24 protein-coding genes and 4 pseudogenes are annotated in these 25507 nt (G+C 37.5%); 11 read left to right on the top strand and 17 right to left on the bottom strand.

Annotation, left to right across the window (positions count from 1 at the left end; translation table 11 throughout):
* Positions 1-198 (top strand): annotated as a pseudogene (locus CDG59_RS14050) (IS701 family transposase); the annotation flags it as partial.
* Positions 199-267: 69 nt separating this feature from the next.
* Here the strand turns inward: CDG59_RS14050 and CDG59_RS15555 are convergent.
* The 3 genes and pseudogenes from CDG59_RS15555 to CDG59_RS14040 all read right to left on the bottom strand — a co-directional run.
* Positions 268-351: pseudogene (locus tag CDG59_RS15555) on the bottom strand (hypothetical protein); the annotation flags it as partial.
* Between the two features lie 225 nt (positions 352-576).
* Positions 577-750, bottom strand: a complete 174-nt coding sequence (locus CDG59_RS15195; RefSeq protein WP_143225229.1) for a cbb3-type cytochrome oxidase assembly protein — start codon at positions 748-750, stop codon at positions 577-579.
* A 44-nt stretch (positions 751-794) separates the two neighbouring features.
* Positions 795-1619 carry a hypothetical protein gene (locus CDG59_RS14040; protein WP_087545885.1) on the bottom strand — a complete coding sequence of 275 codons (825 nt, stop codon included), beginning with the start codon at positions 1617-1619 and terminating at the stop codon, positions 795-797.
* A 151-nt stretch (positions 1620-1770) separates the two neighbouring features.
* Here CDG59_RS14040 and CDG59_RS14035 point away from each other — a divergent pair.
* The 3 genes and pseudogenes from CDG59_RS14035 to CDG59_RS14030 form a co-directional block, all read left to right on the top strand.
* Positions 1771-2109: pseudogene (locus tag CDG59_RS14035) on the top strand (cytochrome ubiquinol oxidase subunit I); the annotation flags it as partial.
* Between the two features lie 41 nt (positions 2110-2150).
* A complete protein-coding gene (locus CDG59_RS15680) occupies positions 2151-2273 on the top strand; it encodes a hypothetical protein (protein WP_264754469.1) in 123 nt (40 codons plus the stop codon).
* Positions 2274-2334: 61 nt separating this feature from the next.
* Positions 2335-3747 (top strand): PLP-dependent aminotransferase family protein, encoded by a 1413-nt coding sequence (locus CDG59_RS14030; protein WP_087545884.1) that lies wholly within the window; start codon positions 2335-2337, stop codon positions 3745-3747.
* On the opposite strand, the gene CDG59_RS14025 is transcribed toward CDG59_RS14030, so the two are convergent.
* Positions 3744-4808: an AraC family transcriptional regulator gene (locus tag CDG59_RS14025; protein ID WP_087545882.1), complete on the bottom strand. Its 1065-nt coding sequence runs from the start codon at positions 4806-4808 to the stop codon at positions 3744-3746. The genes CDG59_RS14030 and CDG59_RS14025 overlap by 4 nt on opposite strands.
* Before the next feature lie 118 nt (positions 4809-4926).
* Between CDG59_RS14025 and CDG59_RS14020 the strand changes: the two genes are divergently transcribed.
* Together CDG59_RS14020 and CDG59_RS14015 are read left to right on the top strand one after the other, a co-directional pair.
* Entirely contained in the window at positions 4927-5643 is a 717-nt protein-coding gene (locus CDG59_RS14020) for an enoyl-CoA hydratase/isomerase family protein (RefSeq protein WP_087545881.1), read from the top strand.
* Between the two features lie 37 nt (positions 5644-5680).
* A complete protein-coding gene (locus CDG59_RS14015) occupies positions 5681-6508 on the top strand; it encodes an SDR family oxidoreductase (RefSeq protein WP_087545879.1) in 828 nt (275 codons plus the stop codon).
* 62 nt (positions 6509-6570) lie between these two features.
* Here the strand turns inward: CDG59_RS14015 and CDG59_RS14010 are convergent.
* Positions 6571-6822 (bottom strand): annotated as a pseudogene (locus CDG59_RS14010) (Glu/Leu/Phe/Val dehydrogenase); the annotation flags it as partial.
* A 29-nt stretch (positions 6823-6851) separates the two neighbouring features.
* On the bottom strand, positions 6852-7553 hold the full coding sequence (locus CDG59_RS14005; RefSeq protein WP_087545877.1) for an IS1 family transposase: 702 nt from the start codon (positions 7551-7553) through the stop codon (positions 6852-6854).
* 170 nt (positions 7554-7723) lie between these two features.
* On the opposite strand from CDG59_RS14005, the gene CDG59_RS14000 reads away from it, so the two are divergent.
* Genes CDG59_RS14000 through CDG59_RS13985 form a run of 4 tightly spaced genes read left to right on the top strand, consistent with a single transcriptional unit; the run spans position 7724 to position 9965 of the window.
* The gene (locus CDG59_RS14000; protein ID WP_087545875.1) at positions 7724-8290 is read left to right on the top strand and encodes a nuclear transport factor 2 family protein; all 567 of its coding nucleotides are present in this window, start codon (positions 7724-7726) and stop codon (positions 8288-8290) included.
* 48 nt (positions 8291-8338) lie between these two features.
* On the top strand, positions 8339-8707 hold the full coding sequence (locus CDG59_RS13995) for a hypothetical protein (protein ID WP_087545873.1): 369 nt from the start codon (positions 8339-8341) through the stop codon (positions 8705-8707).
* Positions 8708-8766: 59 nt separating this feature from the next.
* The gene (locus tag CDG59_RS13990; RefSeq protein ID WP_087545871.1) at positions 8767-9267 is read left to right on the top strand and encodes a chalcone isomerase family protein; all 501 of its coding nucleotides are present in this window, start codon (positions 8767-8769) and stop codon (positions 9265-9267) included.
* An 11-nt stretch (positions 9268-9278) separates the two neighbouring features.
* Positions 9279-9965: a response regulator transcription factor gene (locus tag CDG59_RS13985; RefSeq protein ID WP_087545870.1), complete on the top strand. Its 687-nt coding sequence runs from the start codon at positions 9279-9281 to the stop codon at positions 9963-9965.
* Positions 9966-9970: 5 nt separating this feature from the next.
* Here CDG59_RS13985 and CDG59_RS13980 read toward each other — a convergent pair whose 3' ends face one another.
* From CDG59_RS13980 to CDG59_RS13935, 10 genes are all read right to left on the bottom strand, one after another.
* Positions 9971-11299 (bottom strand): sensor histidine kinase, encoded by a 1329-nt coding sequence (locus CDG59_RS13980; protein WP_087545868.1) that lies wholly within the window; start codon positions 11297-11299, stop codon positions 9971-9973.
* 29 nt (positions 11300-11328) lie between these two features.
* The gene (locus tag CDG59_RS13975) at positions 11329-12378 is read right to left on the bottom strand and encodes an SAM-dependent methyltransferase (RefSeq protein WP_087545867.1); all 1050 of its coding nucleotides are present in this window, start codon (positions 12376-12378) and stop codon (positions 11329-11331) included.
* Between the two features lie 9 nt (positions 12379-12387).
* On the bottom strand, positions 12388-13167 hold the full coding sequence (locus tag CDG59_RS13970; RefSeq protein WP_087545865.1) for a DUF1295 domain-containing protein: 780 nt from the start codon (positions 13165-13167) through the stop codon (positions 12388-12390).
* Positions 13168-13200: 33 nt separating this feature from the next.
* Entirely contained in the window at positions 13201-14400 is a 1200-nt protein-coding gene (locus CDG59_RS13965; RefSeq protein WP_087545863.1) for an SAM-dependent methyltransferase, read from the bottom strand.
* The gene (locus CDG59_RS13960) at positions 14375-15190 is read right to left on the bottom strand and encodes a DUF1365 domain-containing protein (RefSeq protein ID WP_087545861.1); all 816 of its coding nucleotides are present in this window, start codon (positions 15188-15190) and stop codon (positions 14375-14377) included. The genes CDG59_RS13965 and CDG59_RS13960 overlap by 26 nt, the downstream gene beginning before the upstream one ends.
* 16 nt (positions 15191-15206) lie before the next feature.
* Positions 15207-16481 carry an NAD(P)/FAD-dependent oxidoreductase gene (locus CDG59_RS13955; RefSeq protein ID WP_087545859.1) on the bottom strand — a complete coding sequence of 425 codons (1275 nt, stop codon included), beginning with the start codon at positions 16479-16481 and terminating at the stop codon, positions 15207-15209.
* Positions 16481-17467, bottom strand: a complete 987-nt coding sequence (locus CDG59_RS13950; protein WP_087545857.1) for an acyl-CoA desaturase — start codon at positions 17465-17467, stop codon at positions 16481-16483. Before CDG59_RS13950 ends, CDG59_RS13955 begins: the two co-directional genes overlap by 1 nt.
* Positions 17468-17691: 224 nt before the next feature.
* Positions 17692-18495 carry a sulfite exporter TauE/SafE family protein gene (locus tag CDG59_RS13945; RefSeq protein ID WP_087545855.1) on the bottom strand — a complete coding sequence of 268 codons (804 nt, stop codon included), beginning with the start codon at positions 18493-18495 and terminating at the stop codon, positions 17692-17694.
* Between the two features lie 106 nt (positions 18496-18601).
* A complete protein-coding gene (locus tag CDG59_RS13940) occupies positions 18602-20260 on the bottom strand; it encodes a bifunctional protein tyrosine phosphatase family protein/NAD(P)/FAD-dependent oxidoreductase (protein WP_087545853.1) in 1659 nt (552 codons plus the stop codon).
* Between the two features lie 10 nt (positions 20261-20270).
* Positions 20271-20954: an MBL fold metallo-hydrolase gene (locus CDG59_RS13935; RefSeq protein WP_087545851.1), complete on the bottom strand. Its 684-nt coding sequence runs from the start codon at positions 20952-20954 to the stop codon at positions 20271-20273.
* A 192-nt stretch (positions 20955-21146) separates the two neighbouring features.
* Here CDG59_RS13935 and CDG59_RS13930 point away from each other — a divergent pair, with 192 nt between their 5' ends.
* Positions 21147-22445, top strand: coding sequence for a sigma-54 interaction domain-containing protein (locus CDG59_RS13930; RefSeq protein WP_087545849.1), 1299 nt, complete (start codon positions 21147-21149; stop codon positions 22443-22445).
* Between the two features lie 51 nt (positions 22446-22496).
* Here CDG59_RS13930 and CDG59_RS13925 read toward each other — a convergent pair whose 3' ends face one another.
* Positions 22497-24962 carry an acyl-CoA dehydrogenase gene (locus tag CDG59_RS13925; RefSeq protein WP_087545847.1) on the bottom strand — a complete coding sequence of 822 codons (2466 nt, stop codon included), beginning with the start codon at positions 24960-24962 and terminating at the stop codon, positions 22497-22499.
* Between the last annotated feature and the right edge of the window lie 545 nt (positions 24963-25507).

Below are 25507 nucleotides of genomic sequence, written 5' to 3'. Positions count from 1 at the left end.
AGACGGTCTAAACTGATTTTGAATCATATTTTTTCAGCCTTGATGGCCTACGTCGAGATACAAAAGAACCAGTTTGAGCGGATCTTTGAAAATGTATATCGTTGGCAAAAGAACTTATTTAGACCAATCATCAAAGACTTCATTGATGACTTTATTCTCGATAAAAATCATCTGCTACCACAGAGAATCTATAAATGATAGTGCGTAAGTCCTATTTTAAATATCTTGCCTTTTTAGATTTCGAGCGACTCTCAGTAATGCGCCCTATCCACCTGCGGGTTGGATATAGGGTTCAATTCTGGCAAAATTAGTATTTTCTTGCTTATGAATGGTTTGTTCTGAGTTATCAATCATGTTGCCCTCATCTGAGCTATTTTTTAACATTTGCTACAGATAGGATTAACATGAATTATGCTTCTTTTCTATTCTTGATTTGTCTCATTCGATCAATTAGAGCGTTAAAATCTCTCTTGATTTTAACAATTACAACCAAGCCCAAAACAAAAAAACTTACTGGCAATTGCTCAAAATCACCAGTAAGAGAGAAAAACCAAGCTTCGGATTAAAAAACATAAGCTATTGCTTCGATTGAGCTGATGATTGTACATGAGCAGCATTTTGCTTCTGTTGCGATGGCATATAATCAGGTTGGTTGCTCACAGCCAGAAAGAAAAAGACTAAAAATAAACAACCCAATAAAATACTGATTCCAACCGCAAGGTATGGGAATTTTGATTGCTGTTGAGACATAAGTTCTGCTCCTATTGAAAGACTAAAATTTAATTCATAACAATCTACATAGTGGATAGAGCCTTAAAACTAGCGCCATTTTGAATACGGGTTTGCATGTATTCGGCATAGACCGATAACTTTTCAAAAATATGTTCCGAATAAAACATATCCTCGATTAAATGTGCCGCTTGGGTCGGACTAAACTGACCAATCTTTGCGACTAGATTTGCATTAAGACTGGAAAACAAAGTACATAAGCTTTTGTGTGCTTCATCTTTGTTTTTAAATAGCAGCCTACGCGTATTAATCAATTCATCATTGAGCATGCTTGGCCTACGATCAGCGTGAATCACATCAATTTTTACATCAAAATAATCTTCTAGGATTTGAATCTGTTGCTGATCTAAAGATAAATGTGTAACCAAGAAAATATGAAAAATATCTGTACGACACAATGCTTTGACTAAACAACAGAACAGAAAATCTTGCTCTGCTTTTGCATCATCGACCAGCTCGATATAAAGCTTGAGGCTGTGGATGACATCTTCGATTTTAAGATTGACACTTTTCTCAGCTTGATAGTATTGATTCAATATCTTAAGTACAGAGGATGAGACTGGCGTGGTGTAAATCACAGGCTGATTTAAATTAGCAATCATAAATGGTGCAAATAAATAGGCGAGATTATTATCATTTTCCACTATTTCAGCTTGAGCAATATAAGCGACCTTCTCCTTAGAAAAATCTCTCAGTATCTTGCCCCTTAATAAAGTGGCTTCCAGATTTACATATTCTAGACTTAGCTGTTGTTGTACTGCTTGCGAAGGGACTTTGCTTTGAAAAAGCTGAGTCAACGCATTAAGTTCTTTAGTGATAAACATAGTCATACGCTATTCAGTCCGAATTAGTGTCATTCAAACGACTTACAATGCTTGATCAATATTTAACACACTGCATCGTTGCTTGATGCTATTTTGAATCAGGTACAAACAACTGAATAGCTACAGAGTTTCGCTAAAAAAATATAACAGATCATTTATGGATCTTGGTCTAACTGCTTTAGAATTAGCTCGAATACAGTTTGCATTTACTGTTTCATTTCACATTATCTTTCCTGCCACCTCGATTGGTCTCGCTTGTTTTCTTGCTATGCTGGAATGCAAATAGCTATGTAGTCAAAATCCCATTTATAATGCGGGGTTCCTCGGCATCATGCTCTTTGGTTGGGGATGGGTCAACCCCAAAGCGCATTTTTTTGCTACCCTCATGGTTGCAATCGGCACCTGTATTTCCATGTTTTGGATAGTATCCTCTAACAGTTGGATGCAAACACCGCAAGACTTTAGCATAGAAAGTCGTACTGAGTATTTCGGAATAAAGTCCGTATTGGTGATGAAGGCTATCACTAGGAGCTTTGTATGAAAATAAAATCGCTGCATTTAAATCCAGCCCAATGGTTTATAATCTTATGGTTAGTCGGACTTTTTGCACTCGCCATCTTTGCAGGTCTATTTAGATTACTCTTGATGTTTGTTTATTAAAAAATGGGTGGAATAGCTTTTAGATGAGGTCTATTCCATCAATACGGATTTACTTTATTTTATGTATAAATCAGAACAATTAGCACATAACTTGAAACTGCTTATTGAAAATGGTTCTTGGCAGCCACACACCAAGTTACCCTCTTTACGTGAGCAAGTACAACAATCAGGTTTCAGTCTGATTACCGTAATGAATGCTTACCAAGAACTGGAAGCACAAGGGCTGATTTATTCAAAAGAAAAGTCAGGTTATTTTGTGGCTGAGCAAAATCATATTCAGATTCCACAAGCCTATTCAGTGGTGTCTTTAAATCCGAAAATTGAAATTAACTCACTCGTTTTTAAATATCTCAAATCAATTCAATCTCCCAACGTCAGCCCCTTAGGTTCTGCCTTTCCAGACAGTCAGTTGCTGTATCCCCCAAAACTGATTCAGATCATGGGACAACTTTCCCGCAATCGCCATAGTTATGACCAAACTTCAAATTTACCTCCCGGTAATTTGGCACTCAGAAAGCTGATTGCGCAACGCTATTGTATGCAGGGCATTCCAACCGATGCAGATGACATTGTCATTACATCAGGTGGACTAGAAGCATTAAATCTTTCACTACAAGCCATTACGCAACCTGGTGATTATATTTTATTGCAGCAAACAATTTTTTATGGTGCTTGGCAAGCTGCTGAACGTTTGGGTTTAAAAGTCATCACCATCCCAGAACATCCACAGCATGGCTTTGATATCGAGGCTTTTGAACAAGTTATTAAAAATTATCCGATCAAAGTGTGCTGGTTTATGCTGAATGCACATAACCCAATTGGTTTTACTGTCAGCGATGACATCAAATATAAAATCGCTAAATTGTTGCATGAACATCAAATTCATTTAATCGAAGATGATGTTTATGAAGAAATGTTTTATGGCAACCAAAAACCATTGCCAATGAAGTATTTTGACCAACAAAATCTGGTATTACACTGCTCTTCTTTTTCTAAAACCTTAGGTTCAAGTTTCCGTATGGGCTGGGTCTATGCAGGTAAATTCTCTGAACATATTCAACATTTACAATTGATGAGTACTATTTCTGCCAATGCGCTGATTCAAAATGCGCTGGTGGAGTTCCTCTCTCATCATCATTATGAAAAGCATTTAAGAACTCTGCGACGTGCCTTAGAAAAGAATAAAAAGCAATTCTTTCAATATCTCAAACAACAACTACCGAAAGACTGTAAGGTGTATAACTATCCAAATGGTTATTTTTTGTGGATTCAACTTCCTGACAAAGTCAGTAGTATGCAAATCTATGAGCAACTGATTCAGCATCATATTGGTGTTGCGCCAAGTTCCTTATTTAATGTGTTGCCCTCACATCAACATTTTATTCGTATGAACTGTTCTTTTGAATGGACAGAACAAATTCAGCATTCGCTAGAGTTATTCATTACAACGATTCAACGTCAAATACCCAATTAATTCAGTTTGGATAGATTATTCTTGCGATACTGACTCGGTGTTTCCCCAAACATCTTTTTAAAGGCACGAATAAAATTGGTGGCTTCTTCATACCCTACTAAACCAGCAACATCCTGAATACTATATTGCTGCTGTTGTAGTAATTTCTTGGCTTGATTAAACCGAACCTCAGCCAAGATTTGCAAAAATGTGGTGCCCTGTGCTTGCAAATGCCGCTTAATCGTTCGTTCTGACATATTTAAGCGCTGTGCAATCAATGGAAGTGAAGGATAACCGTGACTGGAATGATACAACAACTCAGAACGAATACTTTTTTGCAAGTCCCGTGTACTTTCTTTTACGAGTTTAAGCTTGTCATTTTCACAATACAAAATAGCCTGTTGGAATGCGACTTGATCTGCATTCAAATTCTTACAATGTAAATATTTTTTAGAAAATCGAAAACCATTACGTGGTTGATTAAAATGAATCTTTATCTGGGATAAATCAATTTTTTCATAATTCTGAGCATCTGCCCAATCCACAAAAACCTCACAACTTTCTGCAATTTTGTCAGAAAATAAAGTGAGAAAATGAATTGCTCCAAATAATAAACTTTCGATCAAAAAGTGTCTTAACCGATCAGATTGTTCTGCATCACCTAATTTCACTGGATGAACATCATCTAGATAAACATAGATAAACGTTTCATCTATATGCCATTCAGGGGTAAAATTTTGAATTCGAGTACAAAAATACTGCTGACAAAGACTTAACGCCGTTTCAACATCCGCACAACTGAGAAATTCAAACCCTAAAGCCCCATGCGAAGTTGGGCGTAACCTAAACCCATATTCAATCCCAAGACGCGGATTCCCCGTCAATCGTAACGCATTCACCACCAATTTTGACCATTGATGCGCACTCATCTTGGCATCGGCTTGTTGCATTTCAGTCGGAATCAATCCCGTTCCATACAAAGCGATGTGTGCATCAATGCCATATTCATAAACGATTTCTAATAATACATGGGCATAAGAAACAGAGATGGTTTCTTGAAACAATCCAAAAGGATCACGCATGACACATCCTATGTCCTAAAATGATCATTAATATGGCATAGTCTCCCCTATTGAGCGAGTATTTTCTTCGAAATAATAACCTCAAGATTGATGACTAAAACAATAGGGAATTGCTGAAATGGCAAGCATGACACTCGATAAACAGCAATCGACCTATGTGCTGAATTTGACCAATGGCAATCAGGAAAATGCTTTAAATAAAGCGGTATTAGAAGAATATTTTGCTATTTTTGATGAAATTGAAAGTGATAAAAATAATGCCTGTTTAATTATTCGAAGTGAGCATCCTAAAACCTTTTGTAACGGCTTAGACCTTGCTTGGTTAATGCAACAATCATTGGAAGGTAAAAAAGCCTTTACCCTGCAACTTGAAAATATGTTGCTCCGTTTAGCATTACTCAACTTACCTGTAATTGCTGAAATAGGTGGTAATGCTTATGCAGGCGGTGCAATTCTCGCGTCTGCTTGTGACTTCCGATTTATGCGATCAGATCTAGGACGTTTTTGCTTTCCAGAAGTCCATCTGGGCATTCCTTTTACAGATATCATTGCTGAAATTGTGCAACTACTTCCTAATCAACATGCAATTTGGGAAATGTCTTTGACAGGCAAAACCATGACAGGCACTGAATGTCTACAATCCCAAATCGTTCACCAAATTGAACCGATCGAAGCATTAAGTCATGAGGTGTTTAAATTTGCAGAAGATATGGCACAAAAACACCGCCAAACCTATGCCGTGATCAAACGTCAGCTCCGCCATCGAATTGTAGAGATTGCCAAGCAACGTCGACTCTATGATCCTGAAAAATTTGCTCACCCTTTTATGATCTAATTCAACGTTTACAACAAGTCAAATCTAGGAAATATCAATGAATAATATGCAAGGAAGAACTGTTTTTATCACTGGCGGCAGTCGAGGTATTGGCAGAGCGATTGCGTTAAAAGCAGCTCAGGCAGGTGCGAATGTCGTGATTGCAGCAAAAACCGAAGTCGAGACCACTAAATTAACAGGTACAATTTATAGTGTGGCTGAAGAAATTGAAGCTGCTGGTGGCAAAGCATTGCCACTGTTACTAGATGTTAGAGATGAACAGCAAATCCATACCGCTATTCAACAAGCCGCCAAAGCCTTTGGCGGAATTGATGTGCTGATTAATAACGCAGGTGCAATTGCATTAATGGGAGTGGAATCCACCTCATTAAAACAATATGACCTGATCCAAACCATTAACCATCGTGCAACCTTTATCTGCGCACAAGCTGCATTGCCCTTTTTAAAGCAAGCTGAAAATCCACATATTTTAAGCTTATCACCGCCTGTAAATATGTCACCGAAATGGCTCGGGATGCTTGCACCTTATGCCCTATCTAAATATGGTATGACGATTTTGACTTTAGGCATGGCGGAAGAATTTCGTCACTATGGTATTTCATGTAATACGCTTTGGCCTGAAACTTATATCGCAACCGCAGCCGTTTCGAAGAATTTAGGTGAGGAAAATACCTTACAGGTCAGCCGTAAACCACAGATTATGGCAGATGCAGCTTTTGCGGTTTATAGCACGGCTAGAGGTGAACTTACAGGACAAAGCCTGACCGATGAACAAGCTTTGTCTCGTATTGGCATCACTGACTTTTCTCAATATGCATGTGTCGCTGGAAATACCAATCTACAGAAAGATTTCTTTTTGGATTGATCCAACAATGAAAAAACGACCTTAAAACATGTGTCTTAAGGTCGTTTCAAAAGCAAAGAAAATTAACCTGGGAAAATACCACGCTCTTTACGTGCTTTTAAAATACGCTCACAACCTAAAATGAAGGCAGCAGTACGTAAGGTACATTCTTTCTCGCTTGATTTATGCCATACATCATTGATGGCTTGAATCATCAACTTATCCAGTCTTTCATTAATTTCTTCCTCAGACCAGAAGTAGCTCGACATATCTTGAACCCATTCAAAGTAAGATACAGTTACGCCACCCGCATTACAGATGACGTCAGGTACAACTGGGTGGTGTTTCAAAAAGTATGCTGACATTAAATGAAGCCATTATTGATGTAAAAAAAGGTTAAGTCGAAAGCTTTAAAATGGTTTTCAATCTTTTTTGAAAAATTACAACTCCTTCTAAAACCGCGCCTAATCCGATGCCTTATCTTGCAATTATTACCTTCAATACCTACAGTAAAAAATTTACCAATACTTTGCTTGCAGTTTTTAAAAGCAGTTATGAAACTGTCCCAATGATCACTTGCAATTCGGGTGTAGTGAATACCTAATTGTTTAAGCTTTGTCTTCAATCGTTGAACTGTAGCTAAGTCTCTTTTACCCCAAACATAAGCAACAATCTCACCTGTTTCTCGATGGAAGGCGTAAATAAGCCATTGTTTATTATTTTTATTTCCCACAAAAGTCCAAAACTCATCAACTTCAAGAGCCTCATAATGACTTTGTTTAGGCTGAATTTGGTAGGTCGATTCGGTTAAAGTACGTAAAACTTTACCGATACTGATTCGCTCAACTTCAGCGATATCTCGTATACCACTACCTCTGACCATCAACTGTAATATTTTTCGAGTAATGCCTGAATTACATCCTAGATCGCTCAGAGCATGGTCACCAATAAACTGACGTTTACAGTCTTTGCACTGATAGTTTTGTTTCCCATCTACTTTGATGCCATTTTTCTTTATACTGTCACTGAGGCAGGTTGGACATTTGATTTCTAGAGTTATTCGAATTTCTCTATTTTATCAAAATTCAACCTGCTTTGTTTCAGCATACTTTTTGAAACACCACCAAGAAATTATTTTCTTAGGCTATGAATAACGTATTAGGTTCAATAATCAGTTCACATCAGATTCACATAACCCGCTCTAAACTATTTATAAAATGAAATGAGTTTACGGGCATGGCATTTATACGAACTTTAGCGGTTTCAACATTAGCCTTATTTTCTTTAGCTTCGTGTAAAAGTATACCAAGCTATTCATCTGACTATAGCAAAGCAAGTAAAGAAATATCAGGCATTGCTTTGACGCAAGAACAAGCGACTGAAATCGGTAAGCGGTTCACTTCAGCATTCAATACACTTGGAACACCAAGTTTTATTAAAAATGCAAGCCAACTTTATGCTAATGACCTATACATTAATGACACCTTATCCCAGTTTTCGAACAAACAAGATTTGGTAAAACATTTTTCAGGTATGAATGAGCATGTAAGTAACGTCAATGTCAAACTTATTAGTGCCACTTATCAAAAAGATTCAGCCTATATTCACTGGCATATGCAGTATGACTTCAGGATGTTTGGCAGAACCAAGACCATGTCTTCCTACGGCATTAGCCAAATCAAGATTAATGAACAAAATCTGATTATTTTTCAACAGGATTACTGGGATCCTGCCAATGGCTTATATCGTTCATTACCATATATTGGAAAAGGTTACTCTCTGGTTTTACCTTTCAAAAAATAGTTTAAAATTCGTCCATCATAAATTTGTAATAATTCAAGGGTGATATATATGAACGATAATTTCTTATTAAATCAATTCAGTCACATTGATGGTTTAATCTTCCTTGCTGTGATAGATAATTATGATGGTACTATATTAAAATCTATAGGAGATCATCATATAAATATAGATAGTGCTATACTTGAAGTTACCAATATATATAACATGCAAATAAAGCTGACACATCAGTTTGATCCAATGGATTATCTTGAAGGTATATTTATCAGTTTACACAATCAATATCATATGATTACTCCCCTTGAAAGTAATCAAAACCTATTTTTATATGCAATTTTAGATCATACTCTAACAAATCCTGCATATGCACGTTACGAAATTGAACGTATTGAAAAAAATCTGAATTTTTATGCCTATTAAAAATATATCTTATTAAATAAGCTTTGAATTGAGTATTTCTTTGCACAATGGAGCTAAAAATGAATTCTAATTTAACGAAGAAAATATTTTCATTTTGTGCCATTAACTTAATAGTAGGTACTCATGTAGTGCATGCAAGTGTTCAAACTTGTCGGAATGCCCCACTAATTGTTACGGGAAAAGTTGTTGGTTCAGTGACATACTTTGCAGAGGATTGTAAAAAAAACTGGGAAAACCAGAACATACGCTTAGACTTTTCTTATCGTCAAAACATTCCTGAATGGGCATTTAAACGCGCAGCGACTCATTTCCTTAAGAAAAATATTGCAGACTTCTCAGATAACTCACCACTGAATAACATCACAGAATTATATCACCCTGTAAAAAAAGGTGATCTCTATAGCCTCAGCTACAATCAAAATAGCAATACACTTACATTATCTTTAAATCAAAAGACTCTCGGTGCGATTACAGATCAAAAAGCAAATCAGTATTTTAAAATTTGGTTTGGAAATTCACCTTTTAATGCTAAATTAAAACAACAATTACTTAATCCATAGTGGATATTATTATGAGCAACCAATTTATCCTGATGGTTGAAGACCACTATGAACTTGCGGCAACTGTATGTGAGTTTTTAGAGGAACATGGTTTTGTAATTGATCATGCGCGTAACTTGGATGCTGCACGTAATTTTCTTAAAACACAGGCATATCATCTGCTTTTATTAGACATAAATTTACCTGATGGCTCTGGTTACGATTTATGTGAATGGTTAAGAACAGAACAAGGTATGGATATTCCCGTGCTTATGCTTACCGCTCGTGACACCTTAGATGATAAATTGAAAGGTTTTGTTGCAGGCACAGATGATTATCTAGTTAAACCTTTTGATTTCAATGAATTAGTCATGCGTATTCGTGCCCTAATTAAACGTTCATTAGGCGAAGTTTCCAAAAATAAAATTCAAATTCATGACTTGATTTTAGATAGCTCCACACAAACCATTATACGTGCTGGTCAGCATATTGATTTACCGCGCATTCAATTCAAGCTGCTTAAGATTCTCATGCACCACTCGCCCAGAGTGATGACCAAACAGGAGATTGTCATTGAATTATGGGGCGATGAAGAACCAGAAAGTGATGCCTTGCGTAGCCATATTTACAATTTAAGAAAAATGGTGGATAAACCTTTTCAACAAAAACTCATTCATACGATTTCGGGTGTTGGTTTAAAAATCGCACTTGAGGATTAAGTGCTTTAATTCATATATACCACAACAATTAATCCTGTTGTATTCGGCAGTTCAAGGTCAGTATGTGTATTTAAATAATATTGACGATCGAACAACTCTACTCTCCAGCCTAGTTGCATACATAGTTTTTCTACTAACTGTAGACCTATGCCATGTCCTTTAGGATTGAGTTTTAGCTGACTACGACTTAACTCTCGGACTTTTAATTCATCTGGTAGGGTAATTCCAATGCCGTCATCAGCAATGATGATGCTATTTTTCTGTTGAATAATATGAATACTTGAGCCTTGGGAATAATTCAGAGCATTACGCAGGATATTGCTCAGAACCATTTTAGTCATAGATGGATAAATCATACGAGGAAATTCTTGAGGATCGTATTGAACTAGAATCTCCATTCCTTTGCTTTGACTCACTGGATCTAAGTCACTTACCAAATCACGAATGATCGTTGATAGAGTCATTTGTTCAGCGGTTAGCGTGTTCGTGGTGTTTCGAGCAATAGCCAATAGCGTATCAACCAACAATTGCATATCTTCGATGGTATTCGAAATTCGATTTAGTGATTTATCTTCACCATATTTCGCCTGACAAAGTTGCACATTGCCTTTCAAAATCGTTAGCGGAGTACGCAATTCATGGCTCACATCACCCGTAAACTCTCTTTCTCGATAAATAAATTCAGTTAAAACTTGATGATATTTTTCCAGCGCTTGTTTTAAATATTCCGCTTCTAAATTGCCATTGGTACTAATACCTTGGAACGGCGATGCTTCTTTATTTTGATGCGCCCAATCAATATGTTCTAAAGCATTGGCTAATCGAGTTATCGGTGAGAAATAACGTTTAGCACGACGATTAGACCACCATAAAATACTGTAAAGCACAATTAGGCTAAACATTAATGGTGCAAGTCCGAACATCCATACAATTTTATTAACGTTACTTTCGCCAAAAACCAATAAAACGTGCTGACCATTTCGCTCGCCATAAACAGTCATACGATCTTTGCCATCTACAAAAATACGATGCACACCTTGCTGTAAAGTCAAATCACGAAGTGGTTGCGGAGGCTTGTTTGATGACCAACGATAGCCATATAAATTTTTAGTGTCTGGAAGATCGGCATTTGGATTACGATCAACACGTATCCAATAATGTTCCATTTCTTGTTCAAGCGCAGTTTTGAGTAATGAACCTTTAATCACCCATGCACTACAAGCAATACCAATAATAATTGAAAGTGCGATCAGCCCGATCTGCAACCAATAATAGCGATTAAACATCTCACCCAGTGGGTGACTTTGCTCGCCATTTTTATTGCGTCTAAACATAGGCTAATCTGCACTAAAGAGTAATTAAATTATACGGCTTTCTTTTTGAACAGGAAGTGACCAATCACCCACTCTTGTCCTTGTTCAAATCCAAATAACTCTGCACAAGCCATAAAGAATATACGCCAACGTTGCCACCATGCATCTGCATCTTGTGCGTAGACTTGCTCAAACAAAGGTCTTAACTCATCGGCATGACGATCCATATTTTCTAGCCAAGCATTAGATGTTTTTTCATAATGTGTGCCTGACCACTGCCAATGCTGCGCAAGCTCTAAATGATCTTGGAAATGTAAGAATGTAGAGGTAGATGGCATCAGACCACCTGTAAAGAAGTAGCGCGACATCCAATCATATTCACTTTTAATTTCAAATGGATAATGTAAGAAACGATGACAAAAAATATGACACCACAACATCCCATCTGCTTTGAGCCAAGACTGAATTTTCTCAAAAAGCTTTTGATAGTTTCGAACATGTTCAAACATTTCAACCGAAACCACACGATCAAAAGTATTCGCTTTTAACTCAAGCACATTAACATCACAGGTTAAGATTTCTACGTTGTTTAGACCACGCTTTTGAGCTTCTGCAAGAATATGTTGGCGTTGAGTAGCTGAATTAGACACTCCCGTAATTTTTGCATTTGGATAACGCTCTGCCATCCATAAGGTAAATGATCCCCACCCACAACCCAACTCTAAAATTTGTTGACCATCCTGCAACTGTGCACGATCACTATATATTTGCAGTGCAAATTCTTCGGCTTCATCTAATGTAGTGTGGTCATGTGGAAAGAAACAGGCACTATATTTCAAACGTTTGCCTAAGACAGCCTGAAAGAAAGCAGTCGGCAACTCATAATGTTGCTCATTGGCTTTGTCTGTTTCAATCGCAATCTCACTGTGCTCCAACATATTGAGCACGTCCATATAACGCTGTGCACCTTGCTCAGGATCATAGCGCCCTTCTTGAATCAAACGCTTTTTACTCAATGCACGGATTGCTGCACGAATTGCCTGATCTGGAACTAAACCGCTTTCAACGAGTTTTAAAGATTTTTGAATAATAAAGTCCATGTGCAGTACCTACTGTTTGGGTTTCCACGGAATAAACATTGAAGTTCGTTTTTGATAATCGAGATAATTTTGACCTCGATTTTTTAATGCTTGTTGCTCACTGAATGGAATACCCGTGATGTAATACAAGAATAACCACATCAAAATTGGATAGATCCACAAGCTTAATAATCCTGCCGCTAATCCTGTGATGGGATAAGCAAACCAATGCAGCCATTCAAAGAAGTAGTTTGGATGCCTTGAATACTTCCACAAACCTTGATCCATTGTTTTGCCATGATTTTTAGGATTTTGCTTGAAACGATATAATTGTTGATCTGCAACCGTCTCACCGACGAATGCAACAAACATAATTAGACCTGCAATAATCAGATAATCATTGGTATCCATGCTCCAAGACATGCTTGGCACATTGAGCAAGCTCCACATCGGAATGCTAAATAAAATGGCTAATCCAGCCTGAAACATGAAAAATAGAAAGAAACCAAAATGTTGATATTTTCCCATTGCTCTACGCATGTTGGCATATCGACGATCTTCTTCATGCTCAGCTAAATAACGACGGAATAGATGCAAAGTTAGACGCAAGAACCATATTGAACTTAATACGCCGAGAAACAATCTGACATTTAACGGAGCGATCTCAACAAACAATGCTGTAATGGCAATATTGAGAACAATACAGAAACTCCATGCGACATCTACGATACCTGCACGATGGTTTACTGTTGCCCACAACCAACAAAGCGTCATCACAACGGCATCAAGTAAAAACAATTGCCATATCATAACTGCCTCCTTGATGCTTAAAATAATGAGAAATTAATAAGGACTTGCTTCAAATAACAGGTGTACATCGCTGATCACCCCTTCTTTAAAGCCACCTTCGCAATAGCAAAGATAGAAATCCCACATCCGAATAAAGTTTTCATCAAATCCCAAAGCCAAAACTTGTTCTTTAGCATTTAAGAAACGCTCACGCCATTGATGAATTGTTTCTGCATAGCTCAAACCAATATCTTCAAGATGCTTTAAGCGTAATTGTTGTTCAGATGCAGCTTGAGTTAAAACGCTGATACACGGAATAAAACTTCCTGGGAAAATATAGCGTTTAATATAATCCACGGTATTCAAAGCTTTTTTATAACGTGCATCTTCAATTGTGATAGCTTGAATCAAGCCCAAACCGTTCGGTTTTAATAAAGATCGGCATTTATTAAAGTAAGTCGATAAATATTGCTCACCCACCGCTTCAATCATTTCGATCGAAACCAACTTGTCGAACTTGCCTTCTAACAATCGGTAATCTTTGAGTTGAACATCGACACGATGACTAAGGCCCGCATCTGCGATACGTTTGGTTGCTTCATCATATTGTGCTTGAGAAATCGTAATCGTAGTCACTTTACAGCCATAATGCTGAGCAGCGTAAATCGCAAAACCACCCCAACCGCTCCCGATCTCAACCAAGTGATCCATAGGTTTGAGCTGTAACTTCTGACAAATCAGTTCTTTTTTGTAATCCGAAGCTTCTTCTAAAGTCATGTCTTTGTGCTTATATACTGCACTGGAATACATCATTGAAGAATCAAGAAAGAGTTTGAAAAAGTCATTGCTCAGGTCGTAATGCTCTGCAATATTTTTTCGACTTCCTGACAATGAATTTTTACGTGTTTTGTACCAAGCTTTTAATACAAGTTGGCTGGCTTGAGAAATCACATTCTGATTAATCTTATCAAGCACATGACGGTTTCTCGCCAAAATTTGAATGACTTCAACGAGGTGTTCACTGCTCCAATAGCCGCGAATATAACCTTCAGCCGCACCAAGTACACCGTTTTTAAAAATCAGATCGATCAATTCTTTATTACGAATATCTATCGTAGCTTCTAAATCTGAAAGCTCTCCCACGGTACCATTCCATTCTCCACGAAAATGAATTTGACCATGACGAAGTTTGAGCAAGCTCCGAAGAACTAAAGGCAGTGAATCGTGTTCACCGAAAATAAGCGTTTTCATCATGTTGTTTTAAATCCTTATCTTTTTTAGGGTGCCGATAAAATGGAACTTTCTTTCGCCACAGATGAAAAGCTTGAAGGTAGATCGAAGCTAACATCTTGAAAGGTTCAAAGATATGATGAATAGCATAACGATTCAGTTGTGAAGGAACTGTGATGCTGGTTAAAGTGAAACGCATCGTTGCATCAAAGATAAATTTATCTGATTGATAAAGCTGCATATGAATCACATTTTGTTCATCTGAAAAGTTAAAGCACCATTTATAGTGAATATCCATCGGCATAAATGGAGACACATGAAAACTCTTTTCAAATTCGAACTCATAACTTTTGAAATGACTGTGCTCTTTTAATTTTTGACGGCAGTCATGCACATAAACTTTACGTTCATTCCAAGGAGTATTGGTGATTTCACTCAATATGAAAACTGGTTGTTTTTGAGGATTGAGTACAAAATAAAAGATGACTGAATTAAAACTAAATCCTAAAGTTCTTGGCAATGCGAGCACACGAATTTCTGATTGAGTCGATAAAATCGTGTCCACTTGCTGCAAAAGGATTTTCTTAATTCGTTCTCTGATCGAACCTGTATAGCCTTTTAGAAAATCATTTTCATAAAGATTTAAGATATTCCAACGCGAAGTTGAACAAAGCCATGAATGATCTAGGTTTTGATCGATACGATCTGGATCAAAACATAAATAGCTCAAACTAGACTGAAAATCGTGTGCTTTAGGATAAAAGCGCCGATGTCTAATCTGAGCTTTGGCTATGGAAAGTGAATCTTCAAACATGTGATCACCTGCAGATTTAGCCGTTCAACTTTAATAGTTGATCGACTACACGTTGAGCACTTCTCGCCCCATCTTCATGAAAGCCCCAACCCCAATATGCTCCACAAAATGAACTGCGGTTTTGACCATTGATCAGTTCCCATTGCGCTTGTGATTCAATTGCTTTTTTATCAAAAACAGGATGTCGATAACGACGTTCGACATAAATCTTATCTTTTGCGATCGGCATATTCGGATTGAGTGTAGAAAAGATCTGAGTCTTACACGGTAGCTTCTGCAAGCTGTTCATCCAGTAAGTAAATCCATAGTGTACTTGATGAGCTTTGCTATTTTTTTGATGTTTCTCTTGAGCAGTGACATGCACATGCCAACTTGCCCATTGAGATTGACGCTTCGGCATAATCGAAGTATCAGAATGTACCACCATAAAGTTATCTTGATAATCAAAACAACCTAATACATCTCGCTCATCTGCCGAAGGATCTTGAATAAGCTTTAACGTATCATCAGCATGACTCGCAAACACAACCCAATCAAAAGTTTCTTGTTCTTGATTGGTGACAATATGAACTAAATCATTTTCACGAATCACTTGTTGAACTTGCGCTTTTTTCCAAATAATTGATGGACAAGCTTTTTGAATCGCTCGTATATAAGAAGCTGAACCACCTTTTACTGTCTGCCATTGTGGTCGATCAGCCAACTGCAACATACGATGATGTTGAAAAAAGCTTACGACAAATTTATAAGGAATATTTCCAACTTGATCCACTGGGCTTGACCACAATGCACCACACATTGGATATAAATGTTCTTGGCGAAATACCTCTGAATAATCATTTTGATTCAGATAGTCTTCGATACTCAGTTCAGCGTTGCACTGATCTAACTGAATATCTTTGTTGTCTTGATAAAAGCGAATCAAGTCGGACAGCATGGTCCGAAATTTCTTATTTAAAAAATTCTGAGGTCGCGTTAATAGTGACCATTTTTTTGATGGATTATATTGAAGCCCTGTCACTTGATTGTTGACTGAAAAGCTCATGTCACTATTCTGTGCTTCCACACCTAATTCGGCAAGCATGGCGCTAAATAGAGGATAATTATAATCATTGAATACAATAAAACCGCTATCTACAGCAACGTTTTTACGTTCAATCCAAAGATCATGTGTATCCGTATGTCCACCGAAATACTGTTCTTTCTCAAAGATAGTGACTTCATGCTGTTTTGATAATTTCCACGCAGCGTATATACCTGAAATACCAGAGCCTACGATTGCAATCTTCATCAAGACTCCTCGCTTTGAATTTTACTCGTGTTTATTTTGAGATTTAATTGATGACTTTTATGGGTGTCATAAATACGTTGTGGTACAGGTTTAATTCCCCAAATCAAACCGAAAAAAGACATCATTTTTAAAATGTAATAAGTAATGTCGATTTGCCACCAGAAGAAACCTTGCCGAGTACTCCCCGCATAATAATGATGGTTGTTATGCCAGCCCTCACCCAATGTAATAATCGATAAAAATAAATTATTTCGGCTGTTATCCTTCGTCTCGAAGTCTCGACTGCCATACAAATGCGCAAGTGAATTGATACATAGAGTCGCATGAATCAGCAAAACAGTTGAAATCACAAATCCCCATACCAATAGCTGTAAGCCTGAAGTACCTAAACTCGGATAAGCAATACTCAACCACTCACCTAAACCATAAATTGCAAAAGCAGTGAACAAAACCACAGGTAAACTAAAACGGTCTAACCAAACAATTTCAGGAAACTTTAGCCAGTCTTTAATAACTTCTTTTCGTGTAGAAAAATTCTGTTCATTTAAAAACCATCCAATATGACTGTACCAAAATCCATGTGTAGATGAATGCGGATCGTGATCTGTGTCAGTAAAACGATGATGATAACGATGATGAGCTGCCCACCATAAAGGCCCTCGCTGTGCACTCATGGTTCCGATCAACACAAAAAAGAATTGTATTGGACGCGAAGTTTGAAAGGTTTTATGCGAAAGATAACGATGAAAAAAAGCAGTGATCGCAAACATACGAATAAAATAAAAAAACAGCATGAATGCGATAGCAAACCAAGACACACCCACCCAAAAAACTGCAAGACAAGCGATATGCAGCAAAATGAATGGTAAAATTCTAAGCCACTGAATCTTGGTATCTTTTGAGCTTTCTTGAAAAGGAATGTGCTGTTTATCTAAAGTATCAGTCAGTGACCAACTATCCATCCATCGCAGAAAAAATTTAAACATTGATTCTTCCTGACCCAATCTCTTTTTATATTTATGATATTAATAGAAATCATATGAAGTTTATGTGAAGCATCCTTTTAGGCATGCTAGTGAACTCTTAGCATCATAATACAAAATTACATAGGAAACATAAATTTATGTATCTTTTAACCTAAACTCAAAACCTCATCGTTTGAGTCTAGGCTCAGTTTTAGAAACTAAAAGTCAAATAGATAACAATATAATTAAAGTGAAATCACGGGCAAGATTTTCGATACGCTTGAAATCACCAAATAAATCGCAACACAAATTACCACTACAGCAAATACCTTTTGTACCGTTTTGATATCAATCAGGCTGATTAATCTTCTGCCAATTAACATGCCGATAATACAAGCCACAACAAAGCTAACAGTTACAACGATTGGATACTGAAAGCCATCTATGATGTGTATTGAAATACTTACACCACCAATTAAGAAAATGATCATCAGTGACGTTGCAACGATACTACGCATATCTAGATCAGTGACTTTACGCAAAGCTGGCACAATCACGAAACCGCCACCAACCCCCAATAATCCAGTTAATAGACCTGCAATTATGCCGATAATACCCAACAATGAAGCAGTTTTAACATTCCAAATCAGTTGCCCTGTTGATTGATTCACCTTACACGGCGGATCTTCAAAATCATTCACCTTATTGAAGAAAATACGATAAGCCACAATCATCATCACGATACTAAAACCAAGGCTTAACCAAACTGGAGAAATAATACTCGCAAGATGAATCCCGTAACGTGCTGATGGCAAGCTGATTAAAGCGATCCATATTGCGGCACGATAACGTACGATTTTCTTGAATAAGCCTTGAACCATGCCAACAAATGCAGAAAGTGTTACTGCCAACAAACCTACTGGTGCAGCTTGAGACACTGTCCATCCTTGACTCGCCATCAATGCTGGTACAGCCAAAATACCGCCACCTGCACCTGTCAATCCAAGTAAACATCCGATCGCAAGACCTTCTAAGACTAATAACCACATGATATGCAATGTCCTCGTACAAGGATGAACCCATTTCTGGAGAAAATACTACCCTAACTCAGCTCTGAATCAGGGCTAAGTATTTGATTTATTTAAGCTGAATAAACTATAGTTTTGGCTTCACCAGCCATTCACGACCTTTGAGCATTCCATCCCAATACATCGGCGGTAGAATTTGCTCTTTTAACAACCATGCAAGCTGTGAAGGTTTTTGCCCATCGAGCAACCACTTAGGGAAACTAGGTAACAGTTTTCCGCCATAACCAAATTCTGCCAACACAATCTTTCCACGCTCAACTGTGAGCGGACAAGATCCATAACCGTCATATTGCGCAAAATTCTGATTGCCTTTTAAGTACTGCAATACATTCACTGCAACAATAGGTGCTTGCTTTCGTGCAGCTGCTGCCGTTTTCGCATTTGGTGCATTAGTGACATCACCCAAAGCAAAGATATAAGGATACTTACTATGCTGTAAGGTATGCTGATCAACACTGACCCAACCTGCAGTATCAACCAAGTTACTCGCTCGGATAAAATCAGGTGCTTGCTGTGGAGGAACAACATGAATCATGTCGAAATCAGTTTCAATCACCGAAGTATTTTCCCCTTCACTGACCTTAAACCAAGCTCGCTTTTGGCTTCCATCGACTTTAATCAATTGATGATTAAAGTGTAAATTGGCATTGTAACGTTTAATATATTCCATCAAAGCTGGAACATAAGCTTGTACACCAAATAACACCGCACCTGTATTATAAAAATCAATTTCAATATCTTTTAATACACCTTGTCTTTGCCAATAATCAGCTGACAAATACATTGCTTTTTGCGGAGCACCAGCACATTTAATTGGCATAGGTGGCTGTGTAAAAACAGCTTTACCCTGTTTCATATTACGAACCAATTCCCACGTGTAGGGCGCAAGATCATAACGATAGTTTGAAGTCACACCATTTTTACCTAGCGTTTCAACTAAACCTTCTATTCCATGCCAATTTAATTTTAAGCCCGGACAGACGACTAATACTTCATAGTTAATCGGCTTACATCCCTCTAATAAAACTTGTTTATTATCAGGATCAAAAGCTGCAACAGCCGCCTTAATCCAATGAACTTGTTTAGGAATCAGACTCGCCATTGTTCTTACCGTTTTTTCAGGAGCGAATATCCCCCCGCCCACCATCGTCCATCCTGGTTGGTAGTAATGAATTTCAGCAGGATCAATCACGGCAATATCTAAATTCGATTGACGAGATAACAAACTTGATGCTACTGAAATACCCGCTGCTCCCCCACCGACAATCACCACAGAAAAATTCGGTATATTGTTTAACTGAGTTGGATTTTGCTTCAAAATTCGAGGGACTAAACCTTGTAAATCGTAGCCCAGTGATTTTGACTGCAACAACATCTGATCAATGGTAAGTTCAGCCACTTGAGACAGTGCCCATAAGGTAATCGATCGAGTTCCTGAACGGCAAAATGCTAGTACAGGTTTTTGGGATTTTTGATAAAGTGACTTAAATTCAATTGCTTGTTCATCTGTCACCCGCCCACTTACAACAGGTAAATATTCCAATTGAATCCCATGGCGTATTGCAGCTTCTTGGATCTCAATAATATTTGGCTGGTCGACACCTTCACCATCAGGGCGATTACAAATAATCGTTTTGATTCCCTTGGCTGCAATTTCAACCAAATCAGATTGATTGATCTGAGCAGATACCCAAAATCCAGGGTTAACTTGTTTTAACTCACTCACAATTTCCCCCTTATTTCCCACACGCTTTATTGGCAGGTAGGGCTATATCAATCTTTTTAGGATATGGAAGATCAAGATTTTTCATAATTTCTACAAAATCTTGTTTGCTACGCCCATGACCTAAACGAGAGTTCGATTCGCGTTCATGCCTTACAGTTGAAGACAAACGACCTTTATAATCATGTCCCGGGTAAACGATCGTGTCGTCAGGTAAAGTGAATATCTGTTGGTGGATACTGTCGTATAAGGTTTCAGCATTTCCTTCTTGAAAATCAGTACGACCACAACCATCTATCAGTAATGCATCGCCTGTAAACACCATGTTTTCAATGACATAGCTTGTGCAGGCATTCGTATGTCCAGGGGTATAACGTGCTTCTATTAAGCATTCACCAACACGGATCGCACTGCGGTCAGTGATAAAAATATCGCCACAATCCACGCCAGAGTTACGATGTAAAACTGTTTTACAGCCAAAACGTGCTCTTAGTAAATTTGCAGCCGTAACGTGATCTGCATGAACATGCGTATCTAAGCTGTAAACTAACTTGAGATTCAACTGATTCAACATTTGTTCATAACTTTCTATTTCAGAAGCAACTGGATCAATCAGTACCGCTTCACGTGTTTGTTCAGATGCAACCAAATAAGTATAAGTTGAACTTTCTTTTTCAAAAAATTGATGAAATATCATTTCAATTTGTCTCGATATGCTTGGTTATATTCTTATTTTGCAATCTAAGTGCCAACTTTATGCAATATAAATTATATTCAAATAAAACAATATATTAATTAATAATATTTAATTTTAAACAAAATCACCATTTCATTAATGTTGCACAATATGTTTCAATTGTTTCAAATGAAAAACATTCGATGAAACATCATGCACCAAGCGATTGATTTTGATACTCAAGCTGATTTAGAGAGCTTTTTGTTTAAATTGCAAACCCTAATGTTAGATAGTTCCTTTCTTATCTTAGATCAATCTAAGCAGCGTTTTGTGTATGAATTGAACGATAAAAAAATCAATAATTCTTTATTTCAAACTTTAAAAAAAACAATACAACATCATGAGCTTGAAATCGGACGACATATGATGAGTGATGCAGCTCAATCCATCGAGCTGTTTTGCCATCGTCATCCTATTAGAATTATCGATCAGCACTTTGAGGGAACCTTGTATTTATTACAATCCACTCAAGTCATCCAGAAAATAAAACAAGATCAAAACATCCCAACTTTAGAGCAGACTTTTCATAGCTACTCGCCAGAAATGCAACGCATGTTTTCCATTATTCAACGTGTTGCAGTTACAGAATTCCCAGTTCTAGTTCGCGGTGAATCTGGTAGTGGAAAAGAACTGGTTGCGCAGGCTATTCATGATCATAGTCAGCGGAAAAATAACGTATTTATTGCCATTAACTGTGCAGCTTTAAATGCCAATATTCTGGAAAGCGAATTATTTGGTCATGTTAAGGGTGCTTTTACAGGGGCGATTCGAGAACATAAAGGCGTATTTGAACGTGCTGCAGGCGGAACACTTTTTTTAGATGAAATCGCTGAAATTCCATTAGAACTTCAAGCAAAATTATTAAGAGTTCTTGAGACTGGTGAATTTACACCTTTAGGTGGAGAAAAATCGATTAGAGCGAATGTCCGTATTATCACCGCTACTCATCGAGCGTTACGAGAAGAAGCTCGTCTTGGACGCTTCCGTCAAGATTTATTATATCGACTGCGTGTTATTCCAATTTTTGTTCCACCACTGCGTGATCGTAAGCAAGATATTCCATATATTGCAGATTATATTTTATCTGAACAACACAATGTTTTTGGTACATCGACTAAATTATCTAATTCTGCATTACAAACCTTAATGCAATATGATTGGCCCGGAAATGTCCGTGAATTAAAAAATACGCTCCTTTACGCACTGACCATGGCAAACGAGAAGTCTGAAATAGATGTTTGCGATTTACCCGATGAAATTATTGATAAGCAACATATTCCACCTTCAAATTCAATCATTGAAGATGAACCATTACTGATCTCGGATAAAATCAATAAAGAAACGATACGGAAAACATTAATTCAATACCAAAATGATCTTTCACTCGCAGCAAAAGCACTGGGTATGAGTCGAACCACACTTTGGCGCTATCGTAAAAAATTTAATTTATAAAAAATAAAAAAGCGAGACTTGGATATCTCGCTTTTTTATTGACCACCTTATCTAACTTTTCAAATGAGGGTTCCCAAGAGACAGGTCATTTTCTAAATGCTGATCAAATATATCAGTCAGCATACTGTCGTAGCGTTTAGCATTATATTTTAAAAGCTGTTCCGCTTCATTTGCAGTAATAAAACCCACTGCAACTGCATCTGTAATATGTTCCTCAAAAGTCAGTCCTTTAAACTGATCTTTAGATTCAGCTTTTTTAAACTTATCCCAAAGCGGCTGCAATGTTAGCAACATTTGGAAGGTTGATTCCATGCGCCCCATCACATCTGTTTCATCGGTTGTGTAATAAACATGTTTTTTCAATTCCGCTCTAAAAGAATTTTCTTTAAGTAGTAATTGAGCAACTTGTTGTTTAAGTTCATCCGATGGTTTTGTGACTGGTCGACCAAATGGGAAACTGATTAATTTCACCAATGTCGCAGCAATTTTCACAGGGAAATTTTCATACAATCCAAAGAATGCTTCCTGAGCATTATAGAGAGCCTTATTTAATGCTAATTCTGCATGTTTTTGATCCGACTCAGTTCTTTGTCCATGCTCATAATAATTAAGAATTGCTGTTGCAATAAATAAATAGGCATGAATATCTGCTAAACGACCTGAAAGCATTTCCTTACGTTTTAAGTCTCCAGCCAATATTCCCAATGCCATGTCTGCCGTCAAAGCAAAATCAGCACTCATACGATTGATGATTGCATAATATGGTTTTGAGAAATCGTCAGCCGATGAAGAGCCCTCTTTACTCCCCCCTGTGAGACCAAACGCAAGCGCTTTTGCAGCACGATTAAAAGTATAAGCAAGATGTTTAAATAACAAGGTATTGAATTTTTTTAGAGCACTCTCTTTATTGTCTGATTGCAATAATTGCAGTTCTTCAAATAAATACGGATGGCATCTCATGGAACCTTGACCGAAAATCATCAAAGAACGCGTAAGAATATTTGCCCCTTCTACCGTAATTGCAACAGGTATGGATTGATAAGTTAAAGCCATAAAATTACGTGGTCCTAGCTGAATCGCACGTCCACCAACGACATCCATACCATGATTAATCACTTTTCTCATAGTTTCAGTCGCATAGTATTTTGCCATAGCTGTCATGACGGCTGGAGTCCCACCCTGATTCAAACCACAAGTCACCATGTATCTAAATGACTCAAGCATATAGGCATCACTGGCAATATCACTGGTTGCCTCTTGCACACCTTCAAAATGCCCAACTGACACTTTAAACTGTTGTCGAACACTAGCAAATGCACCCACTAAAAGGTAACTCATCTCACCCGCAGCAGTCGCCAATGCTGGTAAAGAAATACCACGACCAACGCCTAGACATTCCATCAACATGCGCCAACCTTTACCTGCATTTTGTTGACCGCCAATAATCCAGTCGATTGGAATGAAAATGTCTGTTCCTTCCACAGTTCCATTCATAAATGGCGCACCAGGATTATGGCGTGCACCTATTTTTATCCCTTCATGACTTGCAGGTATTAATGCACAGGTAATACCATATTCACTTTTACTTTTATCACCTAATAGACCATCTGGATCGTACAACTTAAACGCCAAACCAATTACCGTTGCAATCGGTGCAAGCGTAATCCATCGTTTAGAAAAATTCATTTTTAGACCAAGAACTTCTTGTCCTTGATAAGACCCATAACAGACTATACCTGTATCTGGAATCGCTCCCGCATCAGAACCAGCTTCTGGACTGGTTAAGCCAAAGCAAGGAATTTCTGTACCATTTGCTAAGCCGGGTAAATAACGTTGCTTCTGTGCAGTTGTACCGTAATGTAGCAATAGTTCACCGGGACCAAGCGAGTTGGGCACCATACAACTCACTGCCGCAGTCAATGAACGTGATGCTATCTTGCTCATAATGCGGCTTTGAGCAAATGCTGAAAATTGTTTTCCCCCAAATGATTTTGGAATGATGAGTCCTAAAAAACCTTTATCTTTAATAAACTGCCAAACTTCAGGAGGTAAATTTTTATCTTTGTGGTGAATTTTCCATTCATCAAGCATGGAGCAAAGTTGTTGAACTTCATTGTCTATAAAAGATTGTTCTTCAACGGAAAGTTTTGGATAAGGATATTGATCAAACTTTTCCCAATCAGGCGCTCCCATAAATAATTCTTTTTCCCACCAACTTGTACCTGCTTCCAAAGCCTCTTTTTCTGTAATACTCATGCTAGGCATTGCTTTGGAAAGAATATTAAATGCAGGTTTAGCAATTAACGCTTCACGTAATGGTGCAACAAGTAAAATAATACTCATTAAAATTATGGGAATACCAACCACTAAACACCAAGGTGTAATAAAAATCGCGCATAGAATCGCAGTAGCGATAGCCAAAATACTACCAATTGTTCGATTGAGTTCGAAATAAAATGCAGCCCACAACACAAAAAACTGAATCAACAAGCTAAGCAATATCAATACGAGAGTCATAATTACTCCTTTGCCTTCAACTTGAACTGAGAAAGATGATTTATTTGAATTACTTCATGTTTAAACTTAGATGGAAATAGGTGAAAAAAGCGTGAATTTTTATTCTACAGATTGGATTGATTTTTTTTAAATTCGCTACCCAACATTACACAACCGCATCAAGATAAAACCTCTTGCGAAAGTCGTTATTGCAAGTTTATCTAGTTTACTAGTGCAGCGAGGCTTTGTTGCCAAAAGTTTGAAAGAGGATGGTACTATAATTGAGCTAAATTCAAATGACAACCTGGATATGATAATCTAATTGCTTGAATTTATTAAAAATTTATACATGTGCATGAATCTAATTCATCTAACTAGGAAAACTACTTGCTGTGAATTTATCACCTAATAATTTGATGCAACGCATTTTGGTTTCCACTAGGGTTTGTTGAGAATTAACAAAGGCAACTGATTAATTTATAATAGTACTATGGATAGATACATACTTACTGATGCCCAATGGGCAAAAATGGAACCTTTTTGCCTAGGTAAAGTGACCGATCGAG

The sequence above is a fragment of the Acinetobacter sp. WCHA29 genome (genome assembly GCF_002165335.1).
In the GTDB taxonomy this organism is placed as follows: Bacteria; Pseudomonadota; Gammaproteobacteria; order Pseudomonadales; family Moraxellaceae; genus Acinetobacter.
The sequence above is the reverse complement of the archived record's forward strand: the minus strand, read 5'-3'. Positions and strand labels throughout refer to the sequence as shown.